This is a genomic window from Pantoea sp. ARC270, from assembly GCF_003236725.1.
Taxonomy (GTDB): domain Bacteria; phylum Pseudomonadota; class Gammaproteobacteria; order Enterobacterales; family Enterobacteriaceae; genus Pantoea; species Pantoea anthophila.
In genome coordinates this window covers 1-24,557 of record NZ_PUGA01000052.1, presented here as the reverse complement: position 1 = coordinate 24,557, position 24,557 = coordinate 1, and the positions used below count along the sequence as shown (strand labels likewise).

The window sequence follows — 24,557 nt, the reverse complement described above, 5'->3', positions numbered from 1 at the left end:
CCCTGCGCTATTAGCTAATGTGTTGCTGCAAGAGCAACCCCGATTGGGTTTGTCAGCAGTCTGAAACGGCCGCATCGCAGCACGTCCTTTTTTCTCAGCAGATAGATTCCTGCTACCTGCGTAATGAGATGCCTCAGTTCCCCAGGCGACTCAGCAGTTTGCTGCGCTGGACAGCAGGCATAAAACTCCACGCCAGGAAGCGGCTCTGCTTCTGACCCTGCGCCATATTGACCACCCGCACCTCAGCCACGTCGAGCGCCTGCAGCTGTTTTTCCAGCGCAGGCAGATTCTCTTTGCGCGATACCAGTGAGGTAAACCAGCCGATCTGACGACCAAAGGCCACGCTCTCGGCGATCATCCTGCCGATAAAGGCTTTTTCACCGCCGGGATACCACAGCTCATTATGCTGACCGCCAAAGTTGAGCGGCGCCGCTTTATCGAGTCCGAGATTGCGCGATTTACGTTGCGACCCCGCCGCGGCCTCCTCCGCCGAGGCGTGGAAAGGCGGGTTACACATGACAGCACTGAAAAATTCGTTTTTGCTGATCACGCCCGCCAGCACCGCGTCGCTGTTTTTCTGACGACGCAGACGGATCTGGCGCGTCAGGCGCGGATTCGCGGCCAGGATGCGGTTGGCCGCTTTGAGTGCAACCTCGTTGATTTCGGTGCCGGTAAAGCGCCAGCCATATTCCGCCGCGCCAATCAGGGGATAGATACAGTTTGCGCCGCAGCCCACATCCAGGACGTCCGCTGCGGGGATTACGCCGCTGTTATCCAGCGCCAGCAAATCCGCAAGGTAGTGCAGATAGTCGGCTCGTCCCGGCACCGGCGGACAGAGTGAGCCGGGGGCCAGCTGCCAGTCGATATCATAAAACAGTTTGATCAGCGCCTGATTCAGCAGCATCACCGCCTCGGGGTCCGCAAAATCCACCGACTGCACACCATACCCGTTGGGCCGGACTTTGGCCGCCAGCGGCGGATGCGCGGCGGTTAACGCGGCAAAATCGTACTCGCCCTGATGGCGATTGCGGGCGTGGAAAGGCGAGGTGCTGGCTGACTTTTTCATACGTTCTCTCAGTTATTCAGGCGCGCGTACAATACGCTGTAGGCGAGTGAAAATAAACCCGCACCATCCGCTTACCGCTTTCCGATTCGACAGGCCATGCTGTCGCGCTAAGATTAATCATTATTCCCCGTTGGAGAGGTTATGAGCCAGAAACGCTATTCTTATCAACCCCGTGCCGGTCACGGTCTGCCGCACGATCCGCTGAATGCCATTATCGGCCCGCGCCCGATCGGCTGGATTAGCTCAGTCAGCGCCAGCGGCCAGCGCAATCTGGCACCCTACAGCTTCTTTAACTGCTTCAGCTATCATCCGCCGATTATCGGTTTTGCCAGCAGCGGCTGGAAAGACAGCGTCCGCAATATTGCTGAGACCAGAGAGTTTGTGTGGAACCTGGCGACCCGCCCGCTGGCGGAAGCGATGAATGAAAGCTCAGCGTCGCTGCCTGCCGATCAGGATGAGTTCACCTTCGCCGGTTTAACGCCGCAGGCCGGTTCCCAGGTCAGCGCCAGTCTGGTGGCGGAGAGCCCGGTCAACTTTGAGTGTCGTTTAACACAGCTGATACAGCTGCAGGATGCCGATGGCAACCCGCTCGACAGCTGGCTGGTCATGGGCGAAGCGGTGGCGATCCACATCAGTGAAACGCTGCTGGAAGAGGGCATTTATCAGACGGCCAAAGCGGAGCCGATTCTGCGCGCCGGGGGACCCAGCGCCTATTACGGCATCAGTGAAGCCCAGCGCTTCGACCTGGTCCGTCCGGACGCCCGCCGGTCATAACCCGCCTATCCCTCAAGCGCATCGCACCGGTGCGCTCTGATCTGTTCTGCCGCGCGGGCGATATCAGGCGCCAGCCAGCGATCCTGCTGCCAGCACGCCACCACCTGCCGTAACTGCTGCCAGGCACGCCGCGTTCCTGCGGCCAGCTGTGATTCACCGTGAAACTCCAGCGCCTGCGCCGCCAGCAGATACTCAATCGCGAGGATGTGCCCGACATTGCTGACCAGCTTCAGCAGCTTCAGTGCCGCACCGGTGCCGAGGCTCAGATGATCCTCCTGTAATCCCGACGTGACAAAGTTGTCGAGCACCGCCGGCTGAGCGAGCTGGCGGTTCTCCGCGCAGAGCGACGCCGCCACATATTGCGCAATCATCATGCCGGAGTTGACGCCCGGCTCGGCCACCAGAAACGGCGGCAGACCGCTGACCAGCGGATTCACCAGCCGATCAAGCCGTCGCTCCGCGATGCTGCCCAGCTCCGCCAGCGCAATTGCCAGCAGGTCGCAGGCCATCGCCACCGACTCGCCGTGCGGGTTCGACTGCGACACGACGCGCCAGGCGTCGGGGGTGCCCAGAATCAGCGGATTGTCGGTAGAGGCGTTAAGTTCGGTCTCCACCTGACGAACCGCATGGGTAAACTGGTCGCGGCAGGCACCGTGAACCTGCGGCATCGATCGCAGGCTCATCGCATCCTGTGTCCGGATACCGACGCTCGCTTTCAGCAGCGGGCTGTCACTTAACAACTGGCGCAGACGTTCGCCGCTGCGCTGAATCCCCGGACTGGCTTTCAGCGCCAGCACCTCAGGATCAAATGCCACCAGCTGGCCACGCAGCGCTTCAAAGCTCATCGCGCCCGTGACATCCGCCCAGTCCAGCAGACGCGCCGCATCATCCAGCGCCAGGCAGGCTAAGCCGGTCATGCACGGCGTGCCGTTTACCAGACTCAGCCCCTCTTTAGCGCCAGGCCGGTAGGGCGTCAGCCCTGCCTCCGCCAGCGCCTGCTCTGCCGGGACGACGCTGCCCTGCCACTCCACCTCACCGATGCCGATCAGCGTCAGCCCGATATGCGCCATGTGGGTCAGATAACCGACCGACCCCTGTGACGGCACCTGCGGGGTAATCCCCCGGTTGAGCAGCGCCAGCAGCTGCTGCACCAGCGCTACCGAGACGCCTGATTTACCGTGGCTGTAGTTGGCGATCGCCGCACACAGGATGGCGCGCACCTCGGCTCTGGCCAGTTTCGGGCCGACACCACAGGCGTGGCTCAGCAGGGTATTACGCGACAGCTGGCTCAGTTCATCCTCAGAGAGGGTGATGTTGCACAGCGCACCCAGCCCGGTATTGATGCCATAAGCCACCTGCCCCGTCGCCACGATGGTGCCGACGATCTCGCGGCTCTGCGCAATCCGCTGCCAGGCACTGTCGCTGAGGGTCAGAGGGGCATCGTGCCGGGCGACCTGCACCAGCGACGGCCAGGTCAGCGGGGCATCGCCCCACACCTGGGGAGGATTCAGCGTGCTGCTCATAACACCGGCTCCACCTGATGATGACGGGAGATAAACTGCCTGAAGCGCGCCGAGCCGCCGTCGCCAAACATCACTTCCGGCGTGCCCTGACAATCAATCGTGCCCTGATGCATAAACACCACCCGGTTAGAGACGTGGCGGGCAAAGCCCATCTCATGCGTCACCACCAGCATGGTGCGCCCCTCCTCCGCCAGGCTGCGCATCACCTTCAGCACCTCACCGACCAGTTCGGGGTCGAGTGCCGAGGTCGGCTCATCAAACAGCATCACCTCCGGGTCCATCGCCAGCGCGCGGGCAATCGCCACGCGCTGCTGCTGACCGCCGGAAAGCTGAGCGGGATAGAAATCTTTGCGGTTCAGTAAGCCGACCCGGTCCAGCAGCTGTTCCGCCTGGGCGATGCAGGCTTTTTTGTCGCGCTTCAGCACATAGTGCGGCCCTTCAATCACATTCTGCAGCACCGTCAGATGCGACCAGAGGTTAAAACTCTGGAACACCATGCCAAGCCGGGAACGCAGCCGTTCAATCTGGCGGGGATTAGCGGCCAGCTGATGCCCGCGGGCATGGCGCTTCATCTCAATGGTCTCACCACCGACGCTGACCACGCCCGAATCGGGCGTCTCCAGCAGATTAATGCAGCGCAGCAGCGTACTTTTGCCCGAGCCGCTGGCTCCGAGAATCGAGATGACATCGCCTTTGTGCGCCTGCAGTGAGATGCCCTTCAGCACCTCCATGGCACCAAAAGATTTGTGGATATCGCTGGCCGACAGCGTGACGGGTGACAAATCAGACATATTACTCTCCTCCGGGGATCGGCTTAGCGGACGGTAACGGCTTTTTTTCCGGTTTGTGCACCGGCGTCAGACGCCGCTCCAGCAGGGCATAGAGTTGCACAATGATGAAATTAAGGATCAGGTAGATCGCCGCCGCACAGAGAAAGACCTCCATGGTGCGGTAGGTGCGCTGGATGATCTGCTGCGCCACCCCGGTGACATCCCACACCGTCACCAGACTGGCGAGCGCGGTCGATTTCACCAGCAGAATCGCTTCGGTAGAGTAGGCAGGCAGCGCGTAACGCAGCATGACCGGCGCGATAATGCGCCGCAGCAGCAGCCCGCGTGACATCCCACACGCCAGCCCCGCCTCGACCTGGCCTGGCGGCACCGCCAGCAGCGCCCCGCGCAGGATCTCTGCGGTGTAGGCGGCGGTGCAGAGCGAGAGCGCGAGCACCGCACAGGTGAACGGCTCACGCAGAAATGGCCAGAGGAGGCTGTGACGGATCACGCCAAACTGTCCCAGACCGTAGTAGATCAGGAACAGCTGGATCATCAGCGGCGAACCGCGAAACACCAGAATGTAGCCGCGGGCAAAGCCGCTGAGCAGCCGCCAGCGGCTCATGCGCAGCGCCAGAATCCCTGTCGCCAGCACGCCACCACACAGAAAGGCGCTGATAAACAGACCGAGCGTCACCGGCAGCGCGGCGCTGAGTTTCAGGAAGGTGTCTGTGAGAAACGCAAAATCGATCATCAATCCCCCTAATGCTGTGCAGCGGTGCGGCTTTGCCAGGCGCGCCCCAGACGGGATTCAGCGCGCAGGAAGGCACGGTTGGACAGCAGCGTCAGCAGCAGATAGCAGCCTCCGCCCACCAGATAAAAGGCGAAGTAGTCACGGGTCGAACCGGCGGCAATCTGGCTCGCCCGCATCAGCTCGACAATGCCGGTGACCGACACCAGCGCCGAATCTTTCAGGCTCATCTGCCAGACGTTTGATAAACCCGGCAGCGCATAGCACGCCACCTGCGGCAGCAGGATACGTTGCCGGATGCGCCAGCGGGGCATGCCAATCGCGACCGCCGCTTCGATCTCCCCTTTCGCCAGCGCCAGCCGTGCGGCGCGATAGACTTCCGCCTGATAAGAGCCGGAGATAAGCCCGATGGCCAGCGCCCCGATCAGAAACGGCGGCGCTTCGATAAATCCGTCGGCACCAAACAGCTGGCCGATCTGCGTGATCAGCCCCGATCCCCCGAAGTAGAACAGGTAGATCACCAGCAGCTCAGGAATGCCGCGAAAGATCACCGAGTATCCCTCCCCCAGCCAGCGAACCGGCCGGTGGGGAGATAACTTCGCGGCGGCAACGCCCGATCCGACCACCGCCCCCACCACCAGCGCGGCAAACGACAGCAGCAGCGTGGTCAGCGCGGCACTCAGAATCAGCCGTCCCCAGCCGTCCGGGCCAAAACTCAGCAGGCTTATCATCAGTTACCTCACTCAGGGTGTGACATCCGTTTTGAACCACTTCTCGCTCAGCTTTTTCACTGTGCCATCGGCCAGTGCGGCTTTGATCGCCTCATCCAGCCGGGCTTTCAGATCGTTATCTGCCATGCGCACGCCCAGCGCCTCTCCCTCACCCCAGATCGGGCCACCCAGCTGCGGGCCGCTGAAGCTGAGATTGCGGTTTTCGGGCCGCGCCAGCATCGACTGCGCGAAGGTCACGTCGTCAAACACCGCATCAATCCGCCCCGCCTGCAGGTCGAGGATGGCGTCGGCCGAGCTGGTGTATTCACGGACATCCGCCACCTCTTTGAAATATTTGTCGATAAAGGGGGTGTAAACCGTGCCGGAGGCGATACCGATCGTTTTACCTTTCAGCGCCGCTTTCAAACCTGCAATGGCCGGCTCCACGGTTTTTGCGTCATCGGTCAGCTTGATAATCTGGCTGTCGGCAGGCAGCAGGCTCCCTTTCAGGGTGATGAAGGTGGCAGGCGTCGAGGCGTAAGGCAGGGTGAAGCTGACCACTTTCTTTCTTTCCGGGGTAATCACAATCGCATCCATGATCACGTCATATTTTCCGGCATTAAGCCCGGCGATCATGCCATCCCAGTTCTGCACCACCAGTTTGCATTGAATCGCCATACGCTGGCAGAGATTCGCCATCAGTTCCGGTTCAAAGCCGCCGAGCTTGCCGCCTGGCAGCGTCAGGTTCCAGGGTTCATAACTGCCTTCGGTGGCAATGGTGATCGACTTCCACTCTTTCGCCTGGGCGCTGACGCCACAGAGCAGCAGAGAGGAAACCAGGGTCGTGAGACATAAACGACGAAGAGTCAGTGGGTGCGTCATACGGTTCTCCTGAAAGTAGCGGCCTGGTGATCGCCCTGACGAGATTTAACATAAATTTCACAGGATGATATGTCATGTATATACAAGCTAACGCGGCGCAGTTCATTTCCGGCTTTACTGTTTTGTGAGCCAGACAGAATTTAAGGTGTGATAGATGCGCTGCTATACTTGTACATACAACCAAGCAAAGGTTATGCCAGCTCTGCAAAAGGGAAAAAGGCGGCCGGGAGCGCCGTGCAGTCAGGCGGCCTGCACCCGCCTGCACCGGTTCAGCGCGGCGATGCACCGGAGTGGCGCATCGCCGTGGTGGGATTATTGGGGTTTGCCCTCCGCCAGCATGGCGTGGATCAGTGCTTTCAGCGTTTTTTGCAACTGCGCAGCGCGCGCCTGCTGCCAGGCGTAAGGCGGGGTTTCATCCATGTAGTTCAGCTGCGCCAGCTCCAGCTGGACGGCCTGAGTCTGCTGCTGCGGCTGACCATAGGCGCGGGTAATGTAACCGCCTTTAAAACGTCCGTTGATCACCCAGCTGTAGTCGCGCTGCGCGGCGCAGACAGCCTCCAGCGCCGCGCTCATCGCCGGGCTGCAGCTGGCGCCGTCATTGGTGCCAAGGTTGATATCGGGCAGGCGGCCTTCAAACAGGCGGGGAATTTCACTGGCGATGGAGTGTGCATCAAACAGCAATGCATAGCCGTGCTCTGCTTTAAGCCGCGCCAGCTCCTGCTGGATCTGCTGGTGGTAAGGCTGCCAGATCTGGTCGATGTAGCCCTGACGCTGAGCCGCATCGGGCGTTTTGCCTGGCAGGAAAGTCGGAGTGCCATCGAACAGGGTTTCCGGGAACAGACCGGTGGTGGCGGTGGTGTAAAGTGGCTGATTATCGGGCGGACGATTCAGATCGACCACGAACCGCGAGTAACGCCCGATTAACATACTGGCTCCGAGGTCGCGCACGAAATCATAGAGCAGCGGGATGTGCCAGTCGGTGTCCGGTAATCCGCGCGCGGCGTCGCTCAGTCCGGCGTCCACCTCGGGCGTCAGTTCGGTGCCGGCATGGGGAATACTGACCAGCAGCGGCAGGCTGCCCCGGGTAAATATAAAGGGATTCATTGGGGTTCTCCACGATAGATAACGGTACAGGGCAGCTCACCGCCCAGCCAGTAAACCAGTTCCGCCGGACGGGCCAGCGGCCAGTGAACAAAGTTCGCCACTTTTCCCGCCTCCAGCGAGCCGTGGCTGTCAGCCAGCCCCAGCGCTTTTGCGCCCCACAGGGTCACGCCCGCCAGCGCCTCTTCCGGGGTCATGCCGAACAGGGTGCAGCCCATATTGAGCATCAGACGCAGCGACAGCGCCGGTGAGGTGCCGGGATTGGCATCGCTGGCCAGCGCCATCGGCACCCCGTGCTGCCGGAAGAGATCCACCGGGGGACGCCGGGTTTCCCGCAGCAGATAGAAAGCGCCCGGCAGCAGCACCGCCACGGTGCCGTGTGCCGCCATCGCTTTCGCATCCTCCTCGGTGGCGTATTCAAGGTGGTCGGCAGAAAGGGCACCGTAACGGGCCGCCAGGGCCGCTCCCCCCTGCGCCGAAAGCTGCTCCGCGTGCAGCTTCACCGGCAGACCCAGCGCCACCGCCCGATCAAACACCCGCGCGACCTGCTGCGGTGAAAAGGCAAGATGTTCACAGAAGGCGTCTACCGCATCCGCCAGTCCCAGCGCCTGCACCTGCGGCAGCAGCCGTTCACAGATGAGTTCAACCCACCCCTCCGGGTCATGCTTAAACTCCGGCGGAAAGGCGTGGGCGGCCAGACAGGTGGCACGGACATCGGCGGCCACACTCTGCCCCAGCTGGCGAATCGCCCGCAGCATCCGCAGTTCGCTCTCCTCATCCAGCCCGTAGCCGGACTTGATTTCCACCGTGGTGACCCCCTCTGCCAGCAGGCGGTCAAGCCGCCAGCGCGCCGACGCCACCAGCGCCTCCTCCGTGGCGGCGCGGGTCGCCCGTACCGTCGAGAGGATGCCGCCGCCCTGTGCGGCAATGTCGGCATAGCTGACGCCATTCAGGCGCTGTTCAAATTCCTGACTGCGGTCACCGCCAAACACCAGATGGGTATGGCAGTCCACCAGTCCCGGCGTCACGATACCGCCCGGCAGATGATGATGCCGCGCGGCGACGAAGGCGGGCATCTCAGCCGCCGGGCCGACCCACACCAGCTTACCCGCCCGCACCGCCATCGCCCCCTCAGGTATCAGGTGGTACTTTCCGTCCCGCATGGTGACCAGATCCGCCCCGGTCCAGACCGTCTCTACCTGCATATCTTCCGCCATCGCTGCCTCGTGCCTCCACCGTTTACACTGTGTCTTAAAGTATGTATATGTATATACAACTACATCCGACGAGGATCAACCATGGCGACTTTTTTTGCCCCGCGCGCACTGCTGGCGGAGGGCTGGCAGCAGCAGGTACGTATCACGGTCAATCAGGCCGGTTTTATCGACGCTCTTACCCCGGATAGCCACGCCGATCAGGCGGTGCTGCTCAACGGCGAGGTGATCCCGGCGATCGCTAATCTGCATTCGCACGCCTTTCAGCGCGCCATGGCCGGTCTGGCGGAAGTGGCGGGCGATCCGCAGGACAGCTTCTGGACGTGGCGTGACCGGATGTACCGCATGGTGCAGCGCCTGACGCCGCAGCAGGCGGGCGACATCGCCGCCCTGCTCTATATTGAGATGCTGAAAGGGGGCTACACCCAGGTCGCGGAGTTTCACTATCTGCATCACGATCCCAGCGGCGCGTCCTATGCAGATGACGCCATGCTGCAGCAGCTGATCGACGCCGCCGAACTGGCCGGTATCGGCCAGACGCTGCTGCCGGTGCTCTACAGCTACAGCGGCTTTGGCAGCCAGCCTCCGGCTGCCGGGCAGAAACGCTTTATTCAGCAGACCGATCGTTATCTGCAACAGCAGGCGCGACTGGATGCGTGGCAGCAGCAGCGGCCCCTGCTGAACCGCGGCCTCTGTTTTCATTCGCTGCGGGCCGTCAGTGAAAGTCAGATGGAGACGGTGCTGGCGGAGAGCGATCCGACGCTGCCGGTGCATATCCATGTGGCGGAGCAGCAGAAAGAGGTGAATGACTCGCTGGCGTGGAGCGGCGAACGCCCGGTGAGCTGGCTGCTGAACCGTTTTGCCGTGGATGCACGCTGGTGCCTGATCCACGCCACTCATCTGGATGAGAGCGAGCTGACGCGCCTTGCCCGCAGCGGTGCGGTTGCCGGTCTCTGCCCCACCACCGAAGCGAATCTCGGTGACGGCATTTTTCCGGCGGTGGAGTATATCGCGCAGGGGGGACGCTGGGGCATCGGCTCCGACAGCCATGTCTCGCTCAGCGCCCAGGAAGAGCTGCGCTGGCTGGAGTATGCGCAGCGACTGCGCGATCAGCGCCGCAACCGCATTACCCTGCCCGGCCAGCCGTCGGTCGGCGATCTGCTGTGGCAACAGGCGGCGGCAGGCGGTGCACAGGCGTGCGGCATTCAGCAGGGAACGCTGGCGGTGGGGCAGCGCGCCGACTGGCTGGTGCTGCGCGATGAGGCATGGCTCGGCAGCGTGGAATCTCAGGCGCTGCTGAACCGCTGGCTGTTTGCCGGTCAGCGCGATCAGATTCGGGATGTCTACGTGGCGGGTAAGGCGGTGATCGTCGATGGCGAGCATCCCCATCAGGCGGCGTGTGCCAGACGCTTCCGTCAGGCCATGGCGGCACTGCAATGATCGCCCACTTCTCTTACGCTGACCTGGCGGTCAGCCGCTGGCGTAATGGCGGAGGCGAAACCCGTGAAATTGTCAGCTTTCCGCCCGGTGCGGAATCCTTTGGCTGGCGCGCCAGCATTGCCACCCTGGCGCAGGATGGCCCCTTCTCAGCCTTTCCGGGCATCGATAGGATCATCACCCTGCTGCACGGCGACCCGGTCCTGCTTACCGCGCCAGGCGCAGCGCATCGGTTAATGCCGCAGCAGCCCTGGTCATTTGCCGGCGAACTGGCCCTGACCGCGCAGTTGCAGGGCAGCATCAGTGAAGACTTTAACATTATGACGCGGCGGGAGCAGTGGCAGGCCACGGTTGAGGTGGTTACCGCCCCCGTCAGCAGCCTGCACGGGGTTGCCTGGGTGCTGGCAGGCGCGTGGCGGAGCGATGACGGGAAACAGCTGACCGCCCGACAGGGCGCATGGTGGGTCGATGAGACGTGTAGCTTCACGCCCGACAGCCGGGACGCCCGGCTGCTGTTTACCCGGCTTAGCCGTGTCCCCTGAAGCGGCCCAGCAGTTTGTAACGTGAGCCGGGATAGAGCAGCCGCGCGTAGGTCACGATTTTGTTGTCGCTCCAGGTCTGACGGCGGATCAGCAGGCAGGGTTCGTGCTCATCCAGCGACAGATGTTTGCGCTGACGCACATCGGGCAGCACCGCCTCGACAATGTGCTCGCCCGCCGTCAGCGGCGCGACCCGCATCAGATAGGTATACGGGGTCATCTGCTGATAATCCTGCGCCAGATAATCGGGGGCGACCAGCGGATTGACCAGCCTGTCCTCCAGCTGTACCGGCAGATCGTTTTCGTAGTGCACAATCAGCGAATGATAGAGCGTCTGCCCGGTGGTCAGTCCCAGCACCGCCGCCTGTTCAGGATCGGCTTTGTTCTGGCCGATGGCGAGAATTTTACAGCTGTGCTGATGACCGCGCTGGGCGATCTCATCGGCGATGTTATGCACCTCCAGCATGGCGGTGTAGCCTTTCATCTCGGCCACAAAGGTGCCGACGCCCTGCATCCGGACCAGAAAGCCTTCGCTGGTCAGTTCACGCAGCGCCCGGTTGATGGTCATGCGGCTGACGCCCAGCTCATTAACCAGTTCACTTTCTGACGGCACACGCTGATTCGCTTTCCACATTCCTTCGCGGATCTGGCTGATGATCGCCTGCTTCACCCGCTGATAAATCGGGGCGGGCTCATCGCTCATCGCCGCCGCCAGTTGTGCCAGTGCCGTATGCTCGACCATTTGCTGTTCCTTTTCCTGATAGTGCCTTCAGTTTACTGTCTCACCGCGTGAATGTATATACATCCAGTCCGGCGCGCTGTGCCCCGCTGGTGCAGCGCCCGCCTCCTGATGGTGCAGCCTCCGCCTTCGTTTCCTCACCCACCCGCAGCAGGCAGGCATTCCATTTTTGTGATCGGCCTGGCACGCCCCTTGCTACTTGTATAGACAAGAATAGACACTTATGCTTCACTCGCATTATCCCGCTGGTTCAGAGCAGGAAAAACCGCTCAGCCGTGCCAGCACACTTGTATAGACAGGAGTAGACTATGTCAGGTTCGTCTCAGGCATTGCGCCTGGTGCCAGGTGAGGTAGACCTCGCCACCTTACGCGCCATCTATCAGGGTCACGTGACGCTGAGCCTCGATGACAGCGCGCGTCAGGCGATTGCAACGGCGCAGCAGACCGTGGAGGCGATCGTCGCCTCCGGCAACGTGGTGTATGGCATTAACACCGGCTTTGGCAAGCTGGCGCAGACGCAAATTCCGGCCAGCCGTCTGGCCGATCTGCAACGCAATCTGGTGCTGTCTCACAGCGTCGGGCTGGGGGATCTGCTGCCCGACAATGTCACCCGTCTGGTGGTCGCCACTAAAATCGTCAGCCTGGCCCGCGGTCACTCCGGCGTGCGGATCGAACTGGTGGAGGCGCTGCTGGCGCTGTTTAATGCCGGTGTGATGCCCTGCATTCCGGAAAAAGGATCGGTCGGAGCCTCTGGCGATCTCGCGCCGCTGGCGCACATGTCGCTGATGCTGCTGGGCGAAGGCCAGGTGCGGGTCGATGGCGCGCTGATTCCGGCAACAGAGGGACTGGCAAGCGTGGGCCTGTCGCCCTTTGTGCTCGGGCCGAAAGAGGGGCTGGCGCTGCTCAATGGCACCCAGGTTTCGACCGCGCTGGCGCTGCGCGGCCTGTTTGAAGGGGAGAATCTGTTTGCCGCCGGGCTGATGGCCGGTGCACTGTCGCTGGAGGCGATTAAAGGCTCCCTGAAACCGTTCGACGCCCGTATTCATCAGGCGCGGGGCCAGCAGGGCCAGATTGCGGTCGCGGCCGCCGTCAGCAGCCTGATCGAAGGAAGTGAAATTCTGCAGTCCCACACCCACTGTGGCCGCGTGCAGGACCCCTACTCCATCCGCTGCGTGCCGCAGGTGATGGGTGCCTGCCTGGACAATATCCGCCACGCGGCGCGGATTCTGGAAATCGAAGCGAACGCTGCCTCGGACAATCCGCTGGTGTTCAGCGACAGCGGTGAGGTGATCTCCGGCGGCAACTTCCATGCCGAGCCGGTGGCCTTTGCCGCTGACATCCTGGCGCTGGCGATTGCCGAAGTGGGCGCTATCTCTGAACGGCGGCTGGCGCTGCTGCTGGACAGCGGCTTATCCGGTCTGCCGCCCTTCCTGGTGCGTGACGGCGGCGTGAACTCCGGCTTCATGATCGCCCAGGTCACCGCCGCTGCGCTGGCCTCTGAGAACAAGTCGCTGGCCCATCCGGGCAGCGTCGACAGCCTCCCCACCTCTGCAAACCAGGAAGATCACGTCTCCATGGCGACCTACGCTGCGCGTCGTCTCGGCAGCATGTGCTTTAACAGCGCCGCCGTGGTGGGCATCGAGGCGATGGCTGCCGCGCAGGGTATTGAGTTTAACCGGCCGCTGAAAAGTTCTGCGCTGATTGAGCAGGCGTTAGATGAGATCCGTCAGCAGGTGGCCTTCCTGGAGGAAGATCGCCTGCTGGCACCCGATATCGACGCCATGCGTCAGTGGGCGAGTCGCGCTGACTGGCCTCAGGCATTGACCGCGCTGCTGCCGAGCATGCGCTCCACTTCTTGAATTAAGGAATCTGTAATGAGCGAAACTCTTTCTCAGGCTGTGGCACGTGAGATTCGTGCGCCACACGGCACTACGCTGCACTGCGCTAACTGGCTGATTGAAGCGGCTTACCGCATGATTCAGAACAACCTCGACCCCGATGTGGCCGAGCGGCCGGAAGATCTGGTGGTTTACGGCGGCATCGGAAAGGCGGCACGCAACTGGGAATGCTTCGAGCAGATCCTGCGTTCCCTGCAGCTTCTGCAGCCGGACGAAACCCTGCTGATCCAGAGCGGCAAGCCGGTCGGTGTCTTCCGCACCCACGCCGACGCGCCGCGCGTGCTGCTGGCGAACTCCAACCTGGTGCCGCACTGGGCAAACTGGGATCACTTCCATGAGCTGGATAAAGCGGGCCTGATGATGTACGGCCAGATGACGGCAGGCTCCTGGATCTATATCGGTGCGCAGGGCATCGTGCAGGGCACCTACGAAACCTTTGTCGAGGCGGGACGTCAGCACTACAACAGCGACCTGAGCGGACGCTGGATCCTCACCGCCGGACTGGGCGGCATGGGCGGCGCGCAGCCGCTGGCCGGGGTGCTGGCTGGCGCCTGTGTGCTGGCGATTGAGTGCCAGGAGTCGCGCATCGATTTCCGTCTGCGCACCCGCTACGTCGACTACAAAGCCACCACGCTGGATGAGGCGCTGGCGTTGATCAGCGACGCCACCGCCGCGAAAAAAGCGATTTCTGTCGGTCTGCTGGGCAATGCCGCTGAGATTCTGCCGGAGCTGGTAAAACGCGCCAGGGCGGGCGGGCCGAAGCCGGATATCGTGACCGATCAGACCTCGGCGCACGACCCGATCAATGGCTATCTGCCGATTGGCTGGGATCTGGCGCGCTGGGAGCGGGAGCGTGTTTCCCAGCCGAAAGCGGTAGAGAAAGCGGCGCGCGCCTCAATGGCGGTCCACGTCCAGGCGATGCTCGACTTCTGTCATATGGGCATTCCGACCGTGGATTACGGCAACAATATCCGCCAGGTGGCGCTGGATGAGGGTGTCAGCAACGCCTTCAATTTTCCCGGCTTTGTGCCCGCCTATATCCGTCCGCTGTTCTGTGAAGGCAAAGGCCCCTTCCGCTGGGTGGCGCTGTCAGGCGACCCGGAAGATATCTATAAGACCGACGCCCGACTCAAAGAGCTGTTCCCGCATCACAAAACGCTGCATCGCTGGCTCGATATGGCGCAGGAGCGCATCGCCTTCCAGGGACTGCCTGCCCGTATCTGCTGGCTGGGGCTGGGTGAACGGCATCTGGCCGGCCTGGCATTCAACGAAATGGTGCGCAACGGCGAGCTGAAAGCGCCGGTGGTGATTGGCCGCGACCATCTCGACTGTGGTTCGGTCGCCTCACCGAACCGCGAAACCGAGGCGATGAAAGATGGCTCTGATGCGGTCTCTGACTGGCCGCTGCTGAATGCGCTGCTGAACACCGCAGGCGGCGCGACCTGGGTCAGCCTGCATCATGGCGGCGGCGTGGGTATGGGCTTCTCTCAGCACTCGGGTGTGGTGATTGTCTGTGACGGCAGCAAAGAGGCGGATGCGCGTCTGGGTCGGGTGTTATGGAACGATCCGGCGACCGGAGTGATGCGTCATGCCGACGCCGGGTATGAGCTGGCGCAGCAGTGCGCCGCAGAGCACGACCTGAACCTGCCCATGCAGAAGTAACACCCTGACCGGGGCAGGCCGCAGCCTGCCCCGGCTTTCAACCTCACGCTTCGCACCCGGCGGCAGGCCGCTGACATCACTTCCTTATTACTTATTCCATTTTGATTTAGCCTATAGCCCGATTTAAGCCTGACGGCGATAGACGCCGCGCCAGACGACCTCTAAAGTGAAATCTTCTCATTCTGTATGGAGCGCGACTCTGCATGACCCTTTCCCCTGCCCTGCTAGAAGATGCCCTGCGCTGGCGCCGTGAGTTTCATCGCCACCCCGAATTAGGTTACCAGGAACAGCAAACCAGCCAGTTTATCGCGGAGGAGTTAGCCCGGGCGGGATTGCAGGTGTTTCGTGGCCTGGCGGGCACCGGGGTCATCGGCACGCTGGAGAATGGTCCTGGCCCGGTCATTGGCCTGCGGGCGGACATGGATGCGCTGCCGATCACGGAGAAAGGGGAAGCGGCGTGGCGCTCTGTCACACCGGGCGTGATGCACGCCTGCGGCCACGATGGTCACAGCGCCACGCTGCTGGCCGCTGCCCGCCAGCTGGCCGCGACGCGCCAGTTCAGCGGCACCGTGCATTTCATCTTTCAGCCTGCCGAGGAGAACCTCGGTGGCGCACGCAGAATGGTGGAAGAGGGGCTGTTCCAGCGCTTCCCGATGGATGCCATCTACGCGATGCATAACTGGCCGGGGCTGCCGCTGGGGTCACTGGCGGTGAATCCCGGTGCCATGATGGCGTCGCTGGACTCGTTTGAAATCACCCTGCACGGCAAAAGCTGCCACGCGGCGATGCCGGAAAGCGGAGCCGATCCGATGGTGGTCGCCGCCGAGCTGATTCTGGCGCTGCAGACGATCCCGTCGCGTCGCCTGTCACCGCTCGCCTCGGCGGTGGTGAGCGTAACCCAGATCCACGGTGGCGAGGCGATTAACGTTATCCCGGAGCAGATTGTGCTGCGCGGCACGGTGCGCTGTCTGCAGACCAGCGTGCGCGATAAGGTGCGCGGACTGATTGATGAGTTTGTGGCGACTCTGCCGCGTCCGTTTGGCGTCAGTGGTGAGGTGCACTGGTTGCCGGGCTATCCGGTGACCGCTAACCATGCGCTGCCCGCTGAGCAGGTGCGCAAGGTGGCGCTGGCGACGCTGGGTGCCGGACAGGTTCACTGGCAGGTGAGTCCCTCGATGGCGTCGGAAGATTTTGCCTGCATGCTGGAAGCCTGCCCTGGCGCTTACTTCTGGCTGGGCGCAGATGGAGAAACCCCCTCTGCGCCGCTGCACAACGCCCGCTATGATTTCAACGACGCACTGCTGCCGATTGGCATCCGTTTCTGGCAGGATCTGGTGGAACAGGCCCTGCCGCAATCCTGAGTCAGTAACCGGCGGCGCGGATCTGCTCCTCCGCCGCCGCCAGTGAATCGCACTGACCGCTGGCGCGCAGGCAGCAGGCGATCTGCAGCCGCAGCGATGCGGGCAGCGGGCGCTGCTGATTCAGCACCTCCTCAATCCAGCGCGCCGTCACCTCTGCCGTTTTATCTGCCGGCAGCTCAACGGCCACTTCTGGCTGACGCTCCACCCAGACTTCGGTTTCGGCTCCCGCGCCCTGAATCATGCTGATCGCCGGGCAGCGCTGCGGATTCGCATACACTTCCCCTTCGGTGCCATTAAGCAACAGGGCTGGCGCATCGATGTCGCTGAAGAATTTCGCCACACGCGGCACATACTCCGGATGCGAGACGCTCGACAGACGCAGCGCCGCCCGCTCCGCAAACGGGGTCGCCAGTTTTGCCAGCGTGTGCGCACTGTTACGCACGCCCATTCGCCAGCGCAGAGACAGCTGCTTCGCCATCGGCGGGCAGAGGTGATCGATGGTGATAAAAGCCAGCTCGCCCTGATCCAGTCTGGCCTGCGCCGCCTCTGCCGTGGTGACCGGTGCGATGCCGAGCGCCGCAAACACCGCCTCGCTGGTAATGCGCGTCGCGTCGTCGCTGACGCCATGCACCAGCACCGGAAAGCCGAATTTTACCAGCAGCAGCGCCAGCAGAGGCGTCAGGTTGCCCTGACGACGGGCACCGTTGTAGCTGGGGATCACGATCGGCATGGGCCGGTTTTCCGGCGCACGCAGCGGCATCATCTGCGCCTGCATCGCCTGATAAAAGCCGCGCATCTCCGCTTCGCCTTCGCCTTTGATGCGCAGCGCAATCAGGATACCGCCCAGTTCCAGATCGGGCACCTCGCCCGCCAGCATCGCGCTGTAGAGCGCCACGGCACTCTCAAAATCGATATCGCGGGCATGATTTTTACCGCGACCAATCTCTTTAATAATTTTATTCAGTTCCATCACTCGCTTCCGGTTAAGTGCGCGGCTCAGCGCCGCGTGGGACGTCGTTTTCGCACGCTGGTTTTGGGCACCACGGCGGCCGGTATCGCTTCCGGCTCGGGCGCTTCCGGCTGCTCAATCGGGAAGACGGGCAGCGCCGCCAGCAGCCGGCTGCCGTAAGCTTTACTCAGCAACCGGCGGTCATAAATCACGATTTCGCCATAGCATTGATGGCTGCGAATCAGGCGTCCGACCTGCTGAATCAGGGTAAATGAGGCGCTGGGCAGACTCTGCACCTCAAACGGGTAGCGCTTCAGGCTTTTCAGCCACTCGCCTTCGGTCAAAATTACCGGACTGTCTACCGGGGGAAAAGCGATTTTGTGAATATGCACCTGACTCAGCAGATCGCCTTTCAGATCCAGGCCTTCAGCGAAGGATTGCAGGCCAATCAGAATACTGGTTTCGCCTTTAGCAACCCGCTGCCGGTGCAGATCGACCAGGCGGCTGCGCGGCTGATCGCCCTGCACCAGCATCGACAGCCGCAGATCGGGCAGCGAGGTGACAAACTGCTGCATCGCCCGGTTGCTGGCAAACAGCACCAGCACCCCTTTGTGCTTTTTCTCTTTCATCTGCTGGCGGAAGAAACCGGCCATCTCGGCGATATGCTCCGCCTCATGCGACATCAGGGGTTCATAGCGCATCTGCGGGATGACCAGCTTGCCCTGCCCGACGTGGTTGAACGGGGAGTCGAGCGCCACAAAGCGGTCGCCCGCTTTTTCGCTCAGTCCCGACATCTCCTGCAGGCGGTTGAAGCTGTTGAGCGAACGCAGCGTGGCAGAGGTGACCACCACATGCGGGATTTTGCGCCACAGCATCTTCTCCAGCTGATCGCTGACGCGGATACCGGCGCAGTGAAACAGCAGGTGCGCCTGCCCTTCGCGCAGCTCGCGGGTGATCCATTTTGAAACCGGCGCGCCGGAGGCTTTCTCCATTGCCGCCAGCCGCCACAGTTTGCTGATCGATTCGAACCAGCCAAACTGGCGATTGAGCTGCAGCAGATTACGGTGCAGCCGCACTACGTCGACCTTGCCCGTCTGCTCACTTAGCGCATTGATCAGGCCTTCACTCAGCCCGCGCAGCGCGTCACTGAGTTTAAACAGCCGGGCGCAGAGGTCGAGTAACTCCTGCGGCAGCGCCCCCAGCACAAAGCGATATTCGCCCGGCTGGTTATGGGGCGGCAGCAGCGGATTCAGCGCCTGGGCGGTCACCGTAAGCAGTTCGCGCAGCTCATCGCAGTGCGCTTTCAGCCTTTCCGGGTTTGCCAGCGGCGGCGGCGATTTCGGCCGCATCTGGGTCATGATGCCGTCGACCAGCCGGATAAAGAGATCGAGCTGCAGGCTGCTCCAGCCCGGCGTGATATCGGCGCTCATCTCCAGCGCATCGCGGGCCACTTCCGGCAGATGATGCCCTTCATCCAGCACCAGCATCAGGTTTTTAGCGGGCGGCAGTACCGACTCGTTCTCCATCGCGGCCATCACCAGCGCATGGTTCGCCACCACCACATCCACCTGCTCAATCTCGCGGCGCGCGACAAAAAAGGGGCATTCACGATACCAGCGGCAGTGCGCGCCCAGGCAGCTCGCCTTGTCGGTGGAGAGCCGCTGCCACAGGCTGTCGCTGACGTTCTCCTCGCTGTGATCGCGCAGGCCATCCCACTGATAGCGATCCAGCGACTTCTGCAGGCGGCCACACTGCGTCTGCTCCTCTTTGGTGCTGCTGACGGCGTCGTCGTCCAGATAGAGCAGCAGATCGCCCTGCTGATCGTCATCGGCTGCCAGCGCGGCCAGATTGCGCGGACAGACATAGCGTCTGCGTCCAAAGGCGGCAGTAAAGGTCAGATCGGGAATGATTTTTTTGAGCAGCGGCAGATCTTTGGTGAAGATCTGATCCTGCAGCGCCACGTTGGCGGTGCTAATCACCAGCCGTTTTTCCTGGGCGCGGCTGGCCGCGATGCCGGGAATAAGATAGGAGAGCGTTTTGCCCACGCCGGTCGGCGCTTCCACCGCCAGGTGGCGCGCATCGTCACCAGCCAGACATTTTGCCACTTCGGCGATCATCTGACGCTGCGGCGCACGCGGAATGAAATCAGGCACCTGCTGCGAAAGCGCTTTATACCACTGCGCTATCTGGCTTTTTACTGCGGCTGTCAGGGCCATGAGTTGCGTTACCACACCGAAAAAATGGCCTGTATTTTTACACAGTATCCCGGCGGCGTCAGCTTTCGTGCTGAATTTTTCGTGCGCCGTCGGAAATTTCAGCGGATAGCGTGGAGGCGTTCAGCGCCGGGTCGTCCGGCGCGGAAGCAGCCTACGCCAGCACCTTATACATATAGGTAGTGGCATCCAGCACGCCCGCTGTCGACTCGGCATAAAAGGGGATCGACCCTGCCACCTGCCAGCCCAGCGAACGATAGAGATCGCTGGCAACGTCACCGCTGCGGGTATCCAGCACCAGCAGCGTTTTTCCCTGCCCGCGGGCCAGCTGCTCAGCGCGCTGCATCAGTTCGCGGGCAATCCCCTGACGCCGCGCCTGCGGATGCACCAGCAGCTTGCTGACGTCGGCCCGATGGCGGCCATTCGGCATCGCGCTGCGACTGAGGATCACCGTCGCCACAATCCGGTTGTGCTGACGCGCCACCAGCAGTTCGCTCTCCCCGCTGGTCAGACTGGCTACCCGCTGCTGCCAGAAGCGCGTCATCACCGCCACATCGGCGGCATCCACGAATCCGACACTGGCGCCATCGGCCACGCAGGCCTGAAGCACTGCCGTCAGCCCATCGATCTCCTGTTGTGCCTGTTCAGGTGAAAGCCTTTGATAATCGATCATGGTTTTGCCACCGCCAGCAGATAGTGTGCGCCTTCGGTCAGATGCGCCTCGAAAGCCGATTTTCCGGTGAGGTGAAAACGTAAACAGTCACCGGGCTTCAGCGTCCACTGCTGTTCGGCCACCGATACGGTCAGGCCGCCTGCCTGAAGCAGGATATGTTGCTCCAGTCCCTGGATGGGTGGCGCATCATATTCAATGCGTGCACCAGGCCGTAATTTGCCCTCTACCAGTTCGCATCTAAAATGAAGTGCGGGCGGTGAAACATTGCGGCGGATAAAACCGCTGGACGAGTCATGCCAGACCGGTTGCTGATCATAAGGCACCAGCAGACTCGACGACTCCTCAACCTCACTCAGCAGGCGAGACATGGTTAATCCGTAGGCGGCACACAGCCGGTTAAGCAATGCGGCAGTAGGGCTGGTCTCGCTTCGCTCAATGCGCGATAATGACGCGCGACTGATGCCGGTGGCGACAGAAAGTTCATCCAGTGACCAGCCGCGTTGCAGGCGTAATTCTGCCAGCCTTACCGCCAGTCGTTGCTCCGTATTCAGCTCCGGCATGGTATTTTCTCATATAAGGGAATTATTCTCTGAAATGAGATATAGCTGAAAACAGGCGTATCAGTCAAGTTGTACATTGCGAAATGTATTGTACAACTTAACTGGCTTCGTTATGGTAATCGCACTCAGACCAATCGAAAGAGGCATTTATGACCTTATACAGTATCGGTGACGTCGCCGAGCGCTGTGGCATAAACCCAGTCACCCTGCGCGCCTGGCAGCGTCGTTATGGCTTGCTGAAGCCACAGCGCACCGAAGGCGGGCATCGTCAGTTTGATGAAGAAGATGTACAGCGCATCGAAGAGATCATGCGCTGGATTGAAAGCGGCGTGCCGGTCGGTAAAGTCAAGGCACTGCTGGAAGGGGGCGACGTGGATGCCCATGATGGCTGGACAACCCTGCAGGATGAGCTGATCAGCGTGCTGCGCCATGTCAGACCCGCAAAACTTCGTAACAAAATTGCCGCGATTGGCCGCGAGCATCCGATTGATGCGCTGATCGACCACGTTTTTATGCCGGTGCGCCAGAAACTGAGTCTGGACCAGAACACCGCCCGCACGATGTGCAGCCTGCTGGATGGCCTGCTGATCGACTATGTCGCGTTCTGCCTGACGGGCAGCCGCAAAAAATCGGGCAAGGATGCGCTGATCATCGGCTGGGGTATCGAGGATCGCACCCGCATCTGGCTGGAAGGCTGGCGTCTGTCGCAGCACGGCTGGCGGATTGATGTACTGGCCGAACCGCTGGACGTGCCGCGTCCTGAACTCTTTCCCGGCATGAACATGTTTGTCTTTACCGGTAAAAAACTGACCCGTCGCCAGCAGGAACAGCTGTCACACTGGCAGGAACAGGGCTATTCCGTGCGGTTGCACGAACCCGCCTGATAACAAAAAACGCACGCCGGGCGCTTTGCCTGCTGCCTCGCGCGCGCTATTATCCCCGCCTCACTGTTAACACGCTCAGGTTTTCTCCATGAACTGCAAAAAAGCCTTTTTCGCCACGCTCTTTTTTATCATGGCCGTCGGCGGCACCAGCGGACTGATGCTGGTCGGATACTCTCTCATCGTTCACTCACGCTAAGCCAGCGTTGCAGGCGCTCAAACAGGCGGTCGCTGACGATAGCCAGCAGCGCCACCAGCAACGCCCCCTGAATCACATACGCCGTATTAAAACCGCTTAAGCCGATAATCACCGGTGACCCCAGACTTTTCGCCCCGACCGTCGAGGCGATGGCGGCGGTGCCGATATTAATGATCACCGAGGTGCGTATTCCGGCGATGATCACCGGCGCAGCCAGCGCCAGCTCGATCTGCCACAGCCGCTGCCAGGGGCTCATACCCAGCCCGTTGGCGATCTCCCGGCTGCTGGCGGGCACGCTGTCGAGTCCGGCCAGCGTGCCCTGTAAAATCGGCAGTAACCCATAGAGCAGCAGCGCAACGACGGCGGGCCAGGTCCCAAAGCCCATTACCGGCACGGCAATCGCCAGCACGGCCACCGGCGGAATCGTCTGCCCCGCCGCCACGATCGTCTCCATCAGCGGCCGGAAGGCGCGACCGGCGCGCCGCGTGACCAGCACGCCGCTGCCGATGCCCAGAACGATCGCCAGCAGGCTGGCCGTGATCACCAGCAGCAGATGCGCCAGCGTCAGCTGCCAGAAGCTCTCCTGCTGATAAAGTGGCCGCGCCAGGTCGGGAAACCATGTGTGAAACAGCGGCCCGCTGTAGGGCATCAGGGCCAGCAGCGCGCCATAAAGCAGCACCAGCCACAGCAGCGGATCTTTCAGCCAGCGCATGCTAATCCCTCGCGCAGTTGCAGCAGATCGCTAAAGTGCAGCACGCCCAGCGGCTGCTGCTGATCGTCGACCACCGGCAGTTTATCGGTGCGCCGGGTGATAAACTGCGACAGGGCGTCACGCAGCGTCAGCGTCGCGGCGATGGGTTCGCCCGTCAGCCACTCGCCGCGCCGGACGGCATCCCCGGCGTGCTCCAGCGACAGCAGTCTTACCCCCATTTCCGTGCGACCAAAGAAGTCGCGGACAAAATCATTTTCTGGCCGGGTCAGCAGCTCCACCGGCCTGCCCTGCTGAACAATCCCGCCGTTATCCATCAGTACAATGCGGTCCGCCAGGGTCAGCGCCTCGTCGATGTCATGGGTCACCAGCACGATGGTACGCCCCGACAGCCGGTGGATACGCAGCATCTCCTGCTGCAGCGCGCCCCGCGTTACCGGATCGAGCGCCCCGAACGGCTCATCCATCAGCAGCACCTCCGGATCGGCGGCCAGCGCTCGCGCGACGCCGACCCGCTGCTGCTGCCCGCCGGAGAGCTGATGCGGATAGCGCTTCAGCAGCTGTGCGTCCAGATTCAGCAGCGCCAGCAGCGCCGTGATGCGTTCGTTGATCTGCGCGCGGGGCCAGCCCAGCAGTTCGGGCACCGTGGCGATATTCTTCTGCACCGTCCAGTGCGGAAACAGCCCGATCGACTGGATGGCATAGCCCATGCGCCGCCGCAGGGTGCGGGCATTCAGCTGGCGAATTGACTCGCCGGCAAAGCGGATGTCACCGCTGTCGAACTCCACCAGCCGGTTGATCATCTTAAGGGTGGTTGATTTACCGGAGCCGGAGGTGCCGAGCAGCACGCAGAACTCCCCTTCCGCCACCTGTAACGACAGATCTTTTACCGCCGTTTTGCCGTTAAAGGCGCGGGAAACGCCCCTGAACTCAATCATCTTTTCTCTCCAGCAGTGAGATCAGCAGGCGGAACAGCGCATCGATCGCCACCGCCAGCGCGATCACCGGGATCACCCCCAGCAGCACCAGATCGAGCGCGCTGCTTAACAGGCCCTGAAAAATAATCGCACCAAAGCCGCCTGCCCCAATCAGCGCGGCGACCACCGCCATACCCAGCGTCTGTACCACCACTACCCGCAGACCCGCCAGCCAGACCGGCAGCGCCAGCGGCACATCGACGGCGACAAACTGCTGCCAGCCGCTCATCCCCGTGCCGCGCGCGCTTTCGCGCACCTCGTGTGGCACCTGCTGCAGCCCCACCACCACGCTGCGTACCAGCGGCAGCAGGGCGTAGAGCACCAGGGCGATCAGCGCCGGGGCCATGCCGATGCCGCTGATGCCCCAGGCCCCGAGCCACGGAAAGTGATTTGCCAGTCCGGCCAGTGGCGCAATCAGCAGGCCAAACAGCGCCACCGACGGCACCGTCTGGATCACATTCAGCACGCCAAAGACGCCGCTCTGCCAGACTGGCCGCCGGAACAGCAGGACCCCCAGCGGCAGCGCTATCAGTAACGCCGGCAGCACCGTACCGGCCAGCAGCGTGAGATGGCGTCCCAGTGCGGCATCAAACACCGCATGGCGGTTGGCATACTCTTTCAGCAGGGAGAGGTCGCTGAGCTGACCGCTGAAGAGCAGCAGCAGAGGCAGCAGCCAGACCTGCAGATTGAGCAGCAGCTGAGCCAGCCGGTGACGGGTGATCTGCCGCACCCGATCGGTGATCAGCAGCAGGAGCAGCGCGCCGCTGGACCACAGGCCGCTGGCAAAGCTGGTGCGTGCCAGACGACTGCCCTGCTGGCTGAGCAGCGTGGCCTGATGACCACTGAGCCAGAGGATCGCGGCCAGCATCAGCTGCGCTGCCAGCAGCGCCAGCACCAGGTTTATCCGCGTTGGCGGCCGCCATAACAGCAGCCAGAGCGTCAGCAGCGGCACAAGCAGCAGCCCGAACC

The 24,557-nt window shown here is 62.1% G+C and carries 23 protein-coding genes; 7 read left to right on the top strand and 16 right to left on the bottom strand.

All coding sequences use genetic code 11. The features are described from left to right. Positions 1–133: 133 nt before the first annotated feature. Complete coding sequence (gene rlmF / locus CKF42_RS19425; RefSeq protein ID WP_111208976.1) at positions 134–1,066, bottom strand: 23S rRNA (adenine(1618)-N(6))-methyltransferase RlmF; 933 nt, start codon at positions 1,064–1,066, stop codon at positions 134–136. A gap of 141 nt (positions 1,067–1,207) precedes the next feature. On the opposite strand from rlmF, the gene CKF42_RS19420 reads away from it, so the two are divergent. Further along, the gene (locus tag CKF42_RS19420; RefSeq protein WP_009091235.1) at positions 1,208–1,840 is read left to right on the top strand and encodes a flavin reductase family protein; all 633 of its coding nucleotides are present in this window, start codon (positions 1,208–1,210) and stop codon (positions 1,838–1,840) included. A gap of 5 nt (positions 1,841–1,845) precedes the next feature. Here CKF42_RS19420 and hutH (CKF42_RS19415) read toward each other — a convergent pair whose 3' ends face one another. From hutH (CKF42_RS19415) to hutI, 7 genes are all read right to left on the bottom strand, one after another. Further along, complete coding sequence (gene hutH / locus CKF42_RS19415; RefSeq protein WP_199559891.1) at positions 1,846–3,363, bottom strand: histidine ammonia-lyase; 1,518 nt, start codon at positions 3,361–3,363, stop codon at positions 1,846–1,848. Continuing rightward, a complete protein-coding gene (locus CKF42_RS19410) occupies positions 3,360–4,154 on the bottom strand; it encodes an ABC transporter ATP-binding protein (protein WP_111208975.1) in 795 nt (264 codons plus the stop codon). The genes hutH (CKF42_RS19415) and CKF42_RS19410 overlap by 4 nt, the downstream gene beginning before the upstream one ends. Position 4,155: 1 nt before the next feature. Further along, positions 4,156–4,887 (bottom strand): ABC transporter permease, encoded by a 732-nt coding sequence (locus CKF42_RS19405; RefSeq protein WP_046101491.1) that lies wholly within the window; start codon positions 4,885–4,887, stop codon positions 4,156–4,158. An 8-nt stretch (positions 4,888–4,895) separates the two neighbouring features. After that, complete coding sequence (locus CKF42_RS19400) at positions 4,896–5,615, bottom strand: ABC transporter permease (RefSeq protein WP_111208974.1); 720 nt, start codon at positions 5,613–5,615, stop codon at positions 4,896–4,898. 12 nt (positions 5,616–5,627) lie between these two features. Then, on the bottom strand, positions 5,628–6,476 hold the full coding sequence (locus CKF42_RS19395) for a transporter substrate-binding domain-containing protein (protein WP_111208973.1): 849 nt from the start codon (positions 6,474–6,476) through the stop codon (positions 5,628–5,630). 312 nt (positions 6,477–6,788) lie between these two features. After that, positions 6,789–7,580, bottom strand: coding sequence for an N-formylglutamate deformylase (gene hutG, locus CKF42_RS19390; protein ID WP_111208972.1), 792 nt, complete (start codon positions 7,578–7,580; stop codon positions 6,789–6,791). After that, the gene (gene hutI / locus CKF42_RS19385; RefSeq protein WP_111208971.1) at positions 7,577–8,794 is read right to left on the bottom strand and encodes an imidazolonepropionase; all 1,218 of its coding nucleotides are present in this window, start codon (positions 8,792–8,794) and stop codon (positions 7,577–7,579) included. The genes hutG and hutI overlap by 4 nt, the downstream gene beginning before the upstream one ends. Before the next feature lie 81 nt (positions 8,795–8,875). Between hutI and CKF42_RS19380 the strand changes: the two genes are divergently transcribed. Beyond that, positions 8,876–10,231 (top strand): formimidoylglutamate deiminase, encoded by a 1,356-nt coding sequence (locus tag CKF42_RS19380; protein ID WP_111208970.1) that lies wholly within the window; start codon positions 8,876–8,878, stop codon positions 10,229–10,231. Then, complete coding sequence (locus CKF42_RS19375) at positions 10,228–10,770, top strand: HutD family protein (RefSeq protein WP_111208969.1); 543 nt, start codon at positions 10,228–10,230, stop codon at positions 10,768–10,770. Before CKF42_RS19380 ends, CKF42_RS19375 begins: the two co-directional genes overlap by 4 nt. On the opposite strand, the gene hutC is transcribed toward CKF42_RS19375, so the two are convergent. Next, a complete protein-coding gene (gene hutC / locus CKF42_RS19370) occupies positions 10,754–11,509 on the bottom strand; it encodes a histidine utilization repressor (protein ID WP_009091253.1) in 756 nt (251 codons plus the stop codon). The genes CKF42_RS19375 and hutC overlap by 17 nt on opposite strands. Positions 11,510–11,814: 305 nt before the next feature. On the opposite strand from hutC, the gene hutH (CKF42_RS19365) reads away from it, so the two are divergent. From hutH (CKF42_RS19365) to CKF42_RS19355, 3 genes are all read left to right on the top strand, one after another. Then, positions 11,815–13,365 carry a histidine ammonia-lyase gene (hutH, locus tag CKF42_RS19365; protein ID WP_111208968.1) on the top strand — a complete coding sequence of 517 codons (1,551 nt, stop codon included), beginning with the start codon at positions 11,815–11,817 and terminating at the stop codon, positions 13,363–13,365. A 15-nt stretch (positions 13,366–13,380) separates the two neighbouring features. Next, positions 13,381–15,066, top strand: coding sequence for a urocanate hydratase (gene hutU, locus CKF42_RS19360; RefSeq protein WP_111208967.1), 1,686 nt, complete (start codon positions 13,381–13,383; stop codon positions 15,064–15,066). A 203-nt stretch (positions 15,067–15,269) separates the two neighbouring features. Continuing rightward, a complete protein-coding gene (locus CKF42_RS19355; RefSeq protein WP_111208966.1) occupies positions 15,270–16,427 on the top strand; it encodes a M20 aminoacylase family protein in 1,158 nt (385 codons plus the stop codon). Between the two features lies 1 nt (position 16,428). Here the strand turns inward: CKF42_RS19355 and ybiB are convergent, their stop codons facing one another. The 4 genes from ybiB to CKF42_RS19335 all read right to left on the bottom strand — a co-directional run bounded on the left by ybiB (position 16,429) and on the right by CKF42_RS19335 (position 20,822). Beyond that, positions 16,429–17,397: a DNA-binding protein YbiB gene (gene ybiB, locus CKF42_RS19350; RefSeq protein ID WP_111208965.1), complete on the bottom strand. Its 969-nt coding sequence runs from the start codon at positions 17,395–17,397 to the stop codon at positions 16,429–16,431. A 26-nt stretch (positions 17,398–17,423) separates the two neighbouring features. Beyond that, on the bottom strand, positions 17,424–19,592 hold the full coding sequence (gene dinG / locus CKF42_RS19345) for an ATP-dependent DNA helicase DinG (protein WP_009091262.1): 2,169 nt from the start codon (positions 19,590–19,592) through the stop codon (positions 17,424–17,426). 151 nt (positions 19,593–19,743) lie between these two features. Next, complete coding sequence (locus CKF42_RS19340; RefSeq protein WP_111208964.1) at positions 19,744–20,262, bottom strand: GNAT family N-acetyltransferase; 519 nt, start codon at positions 20,260–20,262, stop codon at positions 19,744–19,746. Continuing rightward, a complete protein-coding gene (locus CKF42_RS19335) occupies positions 20,259–20,822 on the bottom strand; it encodes a helix-turn-helix transcriptional regulator (RefSeq protein WP_111208963.1) in 564 nt (187 codons plus the stop codon). The genes CKF42_RS19340 and CKF42_RS19335 overlap by 4 nt, the downstream gene beginning before the upstream one ends. Before the next feature lie 149 nt (positions 20,823–20,971). Here CKF42_RS19335 and CKF42_RS19330 point away from each other — a divergent pair, with 149 nt between their 5' ends. Beyond that, entirely contained in the window at positions 20,972–21,706 is a 735-nt protein-coding gene (locus tag CKF42_RS19330) for a MerR family transcriptional regulator (RefSeq protein WP_009091268.1), read from the top strand. Positions 21,707–21,882: 176 nt separating this feature from the next. On the opposite strand, the gene CKF42_RS19325 is transcribed toward CKF42_RS19330, so the two are convergent. The 3 genes from CKF42_RS19325 to CKF42_RS19315 all read right to left on the bottom strand — a co-directional run. Then, the gene (locus CKF42_RS19325; RefSeq protein ID WP_111208962.1) at positions 21,883–22,614 is read right to left on the bottom strand and encodes an ABC transporter permease; all 732 of its coding nucleotides are present in this window, start codon (positions 22,612–22,614) and stop codon (positions 21,883–21,885) included. Further along, positions 22,602–23,549: an ABC transporter ATP-binding protein gene (locus tag CKF42_RS19320; protein ID WP_046101478.1), complete on the bottom strand. Its 948-nt coding sequence runs from the start codon at positions 23,547–23,549 to the stop codon at positions 22,602–22,604. The genes CKF42_RS19325 and CKF42_RS19320 overlap by 13 nt, the downstream gene beginning before the upstream one ends. Next, the coding region (locus CKF42_RS19315; protein ID WP_111208961.1) for an ABC transporter permease at positions 23,542–24,557 on the bottom strand (1,016 nt) is incomplete at its 5' end. The genes CKF42_RS19320 and CKF42_RS19315, both read right to left, overlap by 8 nt.

What these genes read in the sequence shown, in the direction of transcription:
- rlmF (WP_111208976.1), bottom strand. Translation starts at nt 1,066, where the DNA reads ATGAAAAAGTCAGCCAGCACCTCGCCTTTCCACGCCCGCAATCGCCAT.
- CKF42_RS19420 (WP_009091235.1), top strand. Translation starts at nt 1,208, where the DNA reads ATGAGCCAGAAACGCTATTCTTATCAACCCCGTGCCGGTCACGGTCTG.
- hutH (WP_199559891.1), bottom strand. Translation starts at nt 3,363, where the DNA reads ATGAGCAGCACGCTGAATCCTCCCCAGGTGTGGGGCGATGCCCCGCTG.
- CKF42_RS19410 (WP_111208975.1), bottom strand. Translation starts at nt 4,154, where the DNA reads ATGTCTGATTTGTCACCCGTCACGCTGTCGGCCAGCGATATCCACAAA.
- CKF42_RS19405 (WP_046101491.1), bottom strand. Translation starts at nt 4,887, where the DNA reads ATGATCGATTTTGCGTTTCTCACAGACACCTTCCTGAAACTCAGCGCC.
- CKF42_RS19400 (WP_111208974.1), bottom strand. Translation starts at nt 5,615, where the DNA reads ATGATAAGCCTGCTGAGTTTTGGCCCGGACGGCTGGGGACGGCTGATT.
- CKF42_RS19395 (WP_111208973.1), bottom strand. Translation starts at nt 6,476, where the DNA reads ATGACGCACCCACTGACTCTTCGTCGTTTATGTCTCACGACCCTGGTT.
- hutG (WP_111208972.1), bottom strand. Translation starts at nt 7,580, where the DNA reads ATGAATCCCTTTATATTTACCCGGGGCAGCCTGCCGCTGCTGGTCAGT.
- hutI (WP_111208971.1), bottom strand. Translation starts at nt 8,794, where the DNA reads ATGGCGGAAGATATGCAGGTAGAGACGGTCTGGACCGGGGCGGATCTG.
- CKF42_RS19380 (WP_111208970.1), top strand. Translation starts at nt 8,876, where the DNA reads ATGGCGACTTTTTTTGCCCCGCGCGCACTGCTGGCGGAGGGCTGGCAG.
- CKF42_RS19375 (WP_111208969.1), top strand. Translation starts at nt 10,228, where the DNA reads ATGATCGCCCACTTCTCTTACGCTGACCTGGCGGTCAGCCGCTGGCGT.
- hutC (WP_009091253.1), bottom strand. Translation starts at nt 11,509, where the DNA reads ATGGTCGAGCATACGGCACTGGCACAACTGGCGGCGGCGATGAGCGAT.
- hutH (WP_111208968.1), top strand. Translation starts at nt 11,815, where the DNA reads ATGTCAGGTTCGTCTCAGGCATTGCGCCTGGTGCCAGGTGAGGTAGAC.
- hutU (WP_111208967.1), top strand. Translation starts at nt 13,381, where the DNA reads ATGAGCGAAACTCTTTCTCAGGCTGTGGCACGTGAGATTCGTGCGCCA.
- CKF42_RS19355 (WP_111208966.1), top strand. Translation starts at nt 15,270, where the DNA reads ATGACCCTTTCCCCTGCCCTGCTAGAAGATGCCCTGCGCTGGCGCCGT.
- ybiB (WP_111208965.1), bottom strand. Translation starts at nt 17,397, where the DNA reads ATGGAACTGAATAAAATTATTAAAGAGATTGGTCGCGGTAAAAATCAT.
- dinG (WP_009091262.1), bottom strand. Translation starts at nt 19,592, where the DNA reads ATGGCCCTGACAGCCGCAGTAAAAAGCCAGATAGCGCAGTGGTATAAA.
- CKF42_RS19340 (WP_111208964.1), bottom strand. Translation starts at nt 20,262, where the DNA reads ATGATCGATTATCAAAGGCTTTCACCTGAACAGGCACAACAGGAGATC.
- CKF42_RS19335 (WP_111208963.1), bottom strand. Translation starts at nt 20,822, where the DNA reads ATGCCGGAGCTGAATACGGAGCAACGACTGGCGGTAAGGCTGGCAGAA.
- CKF42_RS19330 (WP_009091268.1), top strand. Translation starts at nt 20,972, where the DNA reads ATGACCTTATACAGTATCGGTGACGTCGCCGAGCGCTGTGGCATAAAC.
- CKF42_RS19325 (WP_111208962.1), bottom strand. Translation starts at nt 22,614, where the DNA reads ATGCGCTGGCTGAAAGATCCGCTGCTGTGGCTGGTGCTGCTTTATGGC.
- CKF42_RS19320 (WP_046101478.1), bottom strand. Translation starts at nt 23,549, where the DNA reads ATGATTGAGTTCAGGGGCGTTTCCCGCGCCTTTAACGGCAAAACGGCG.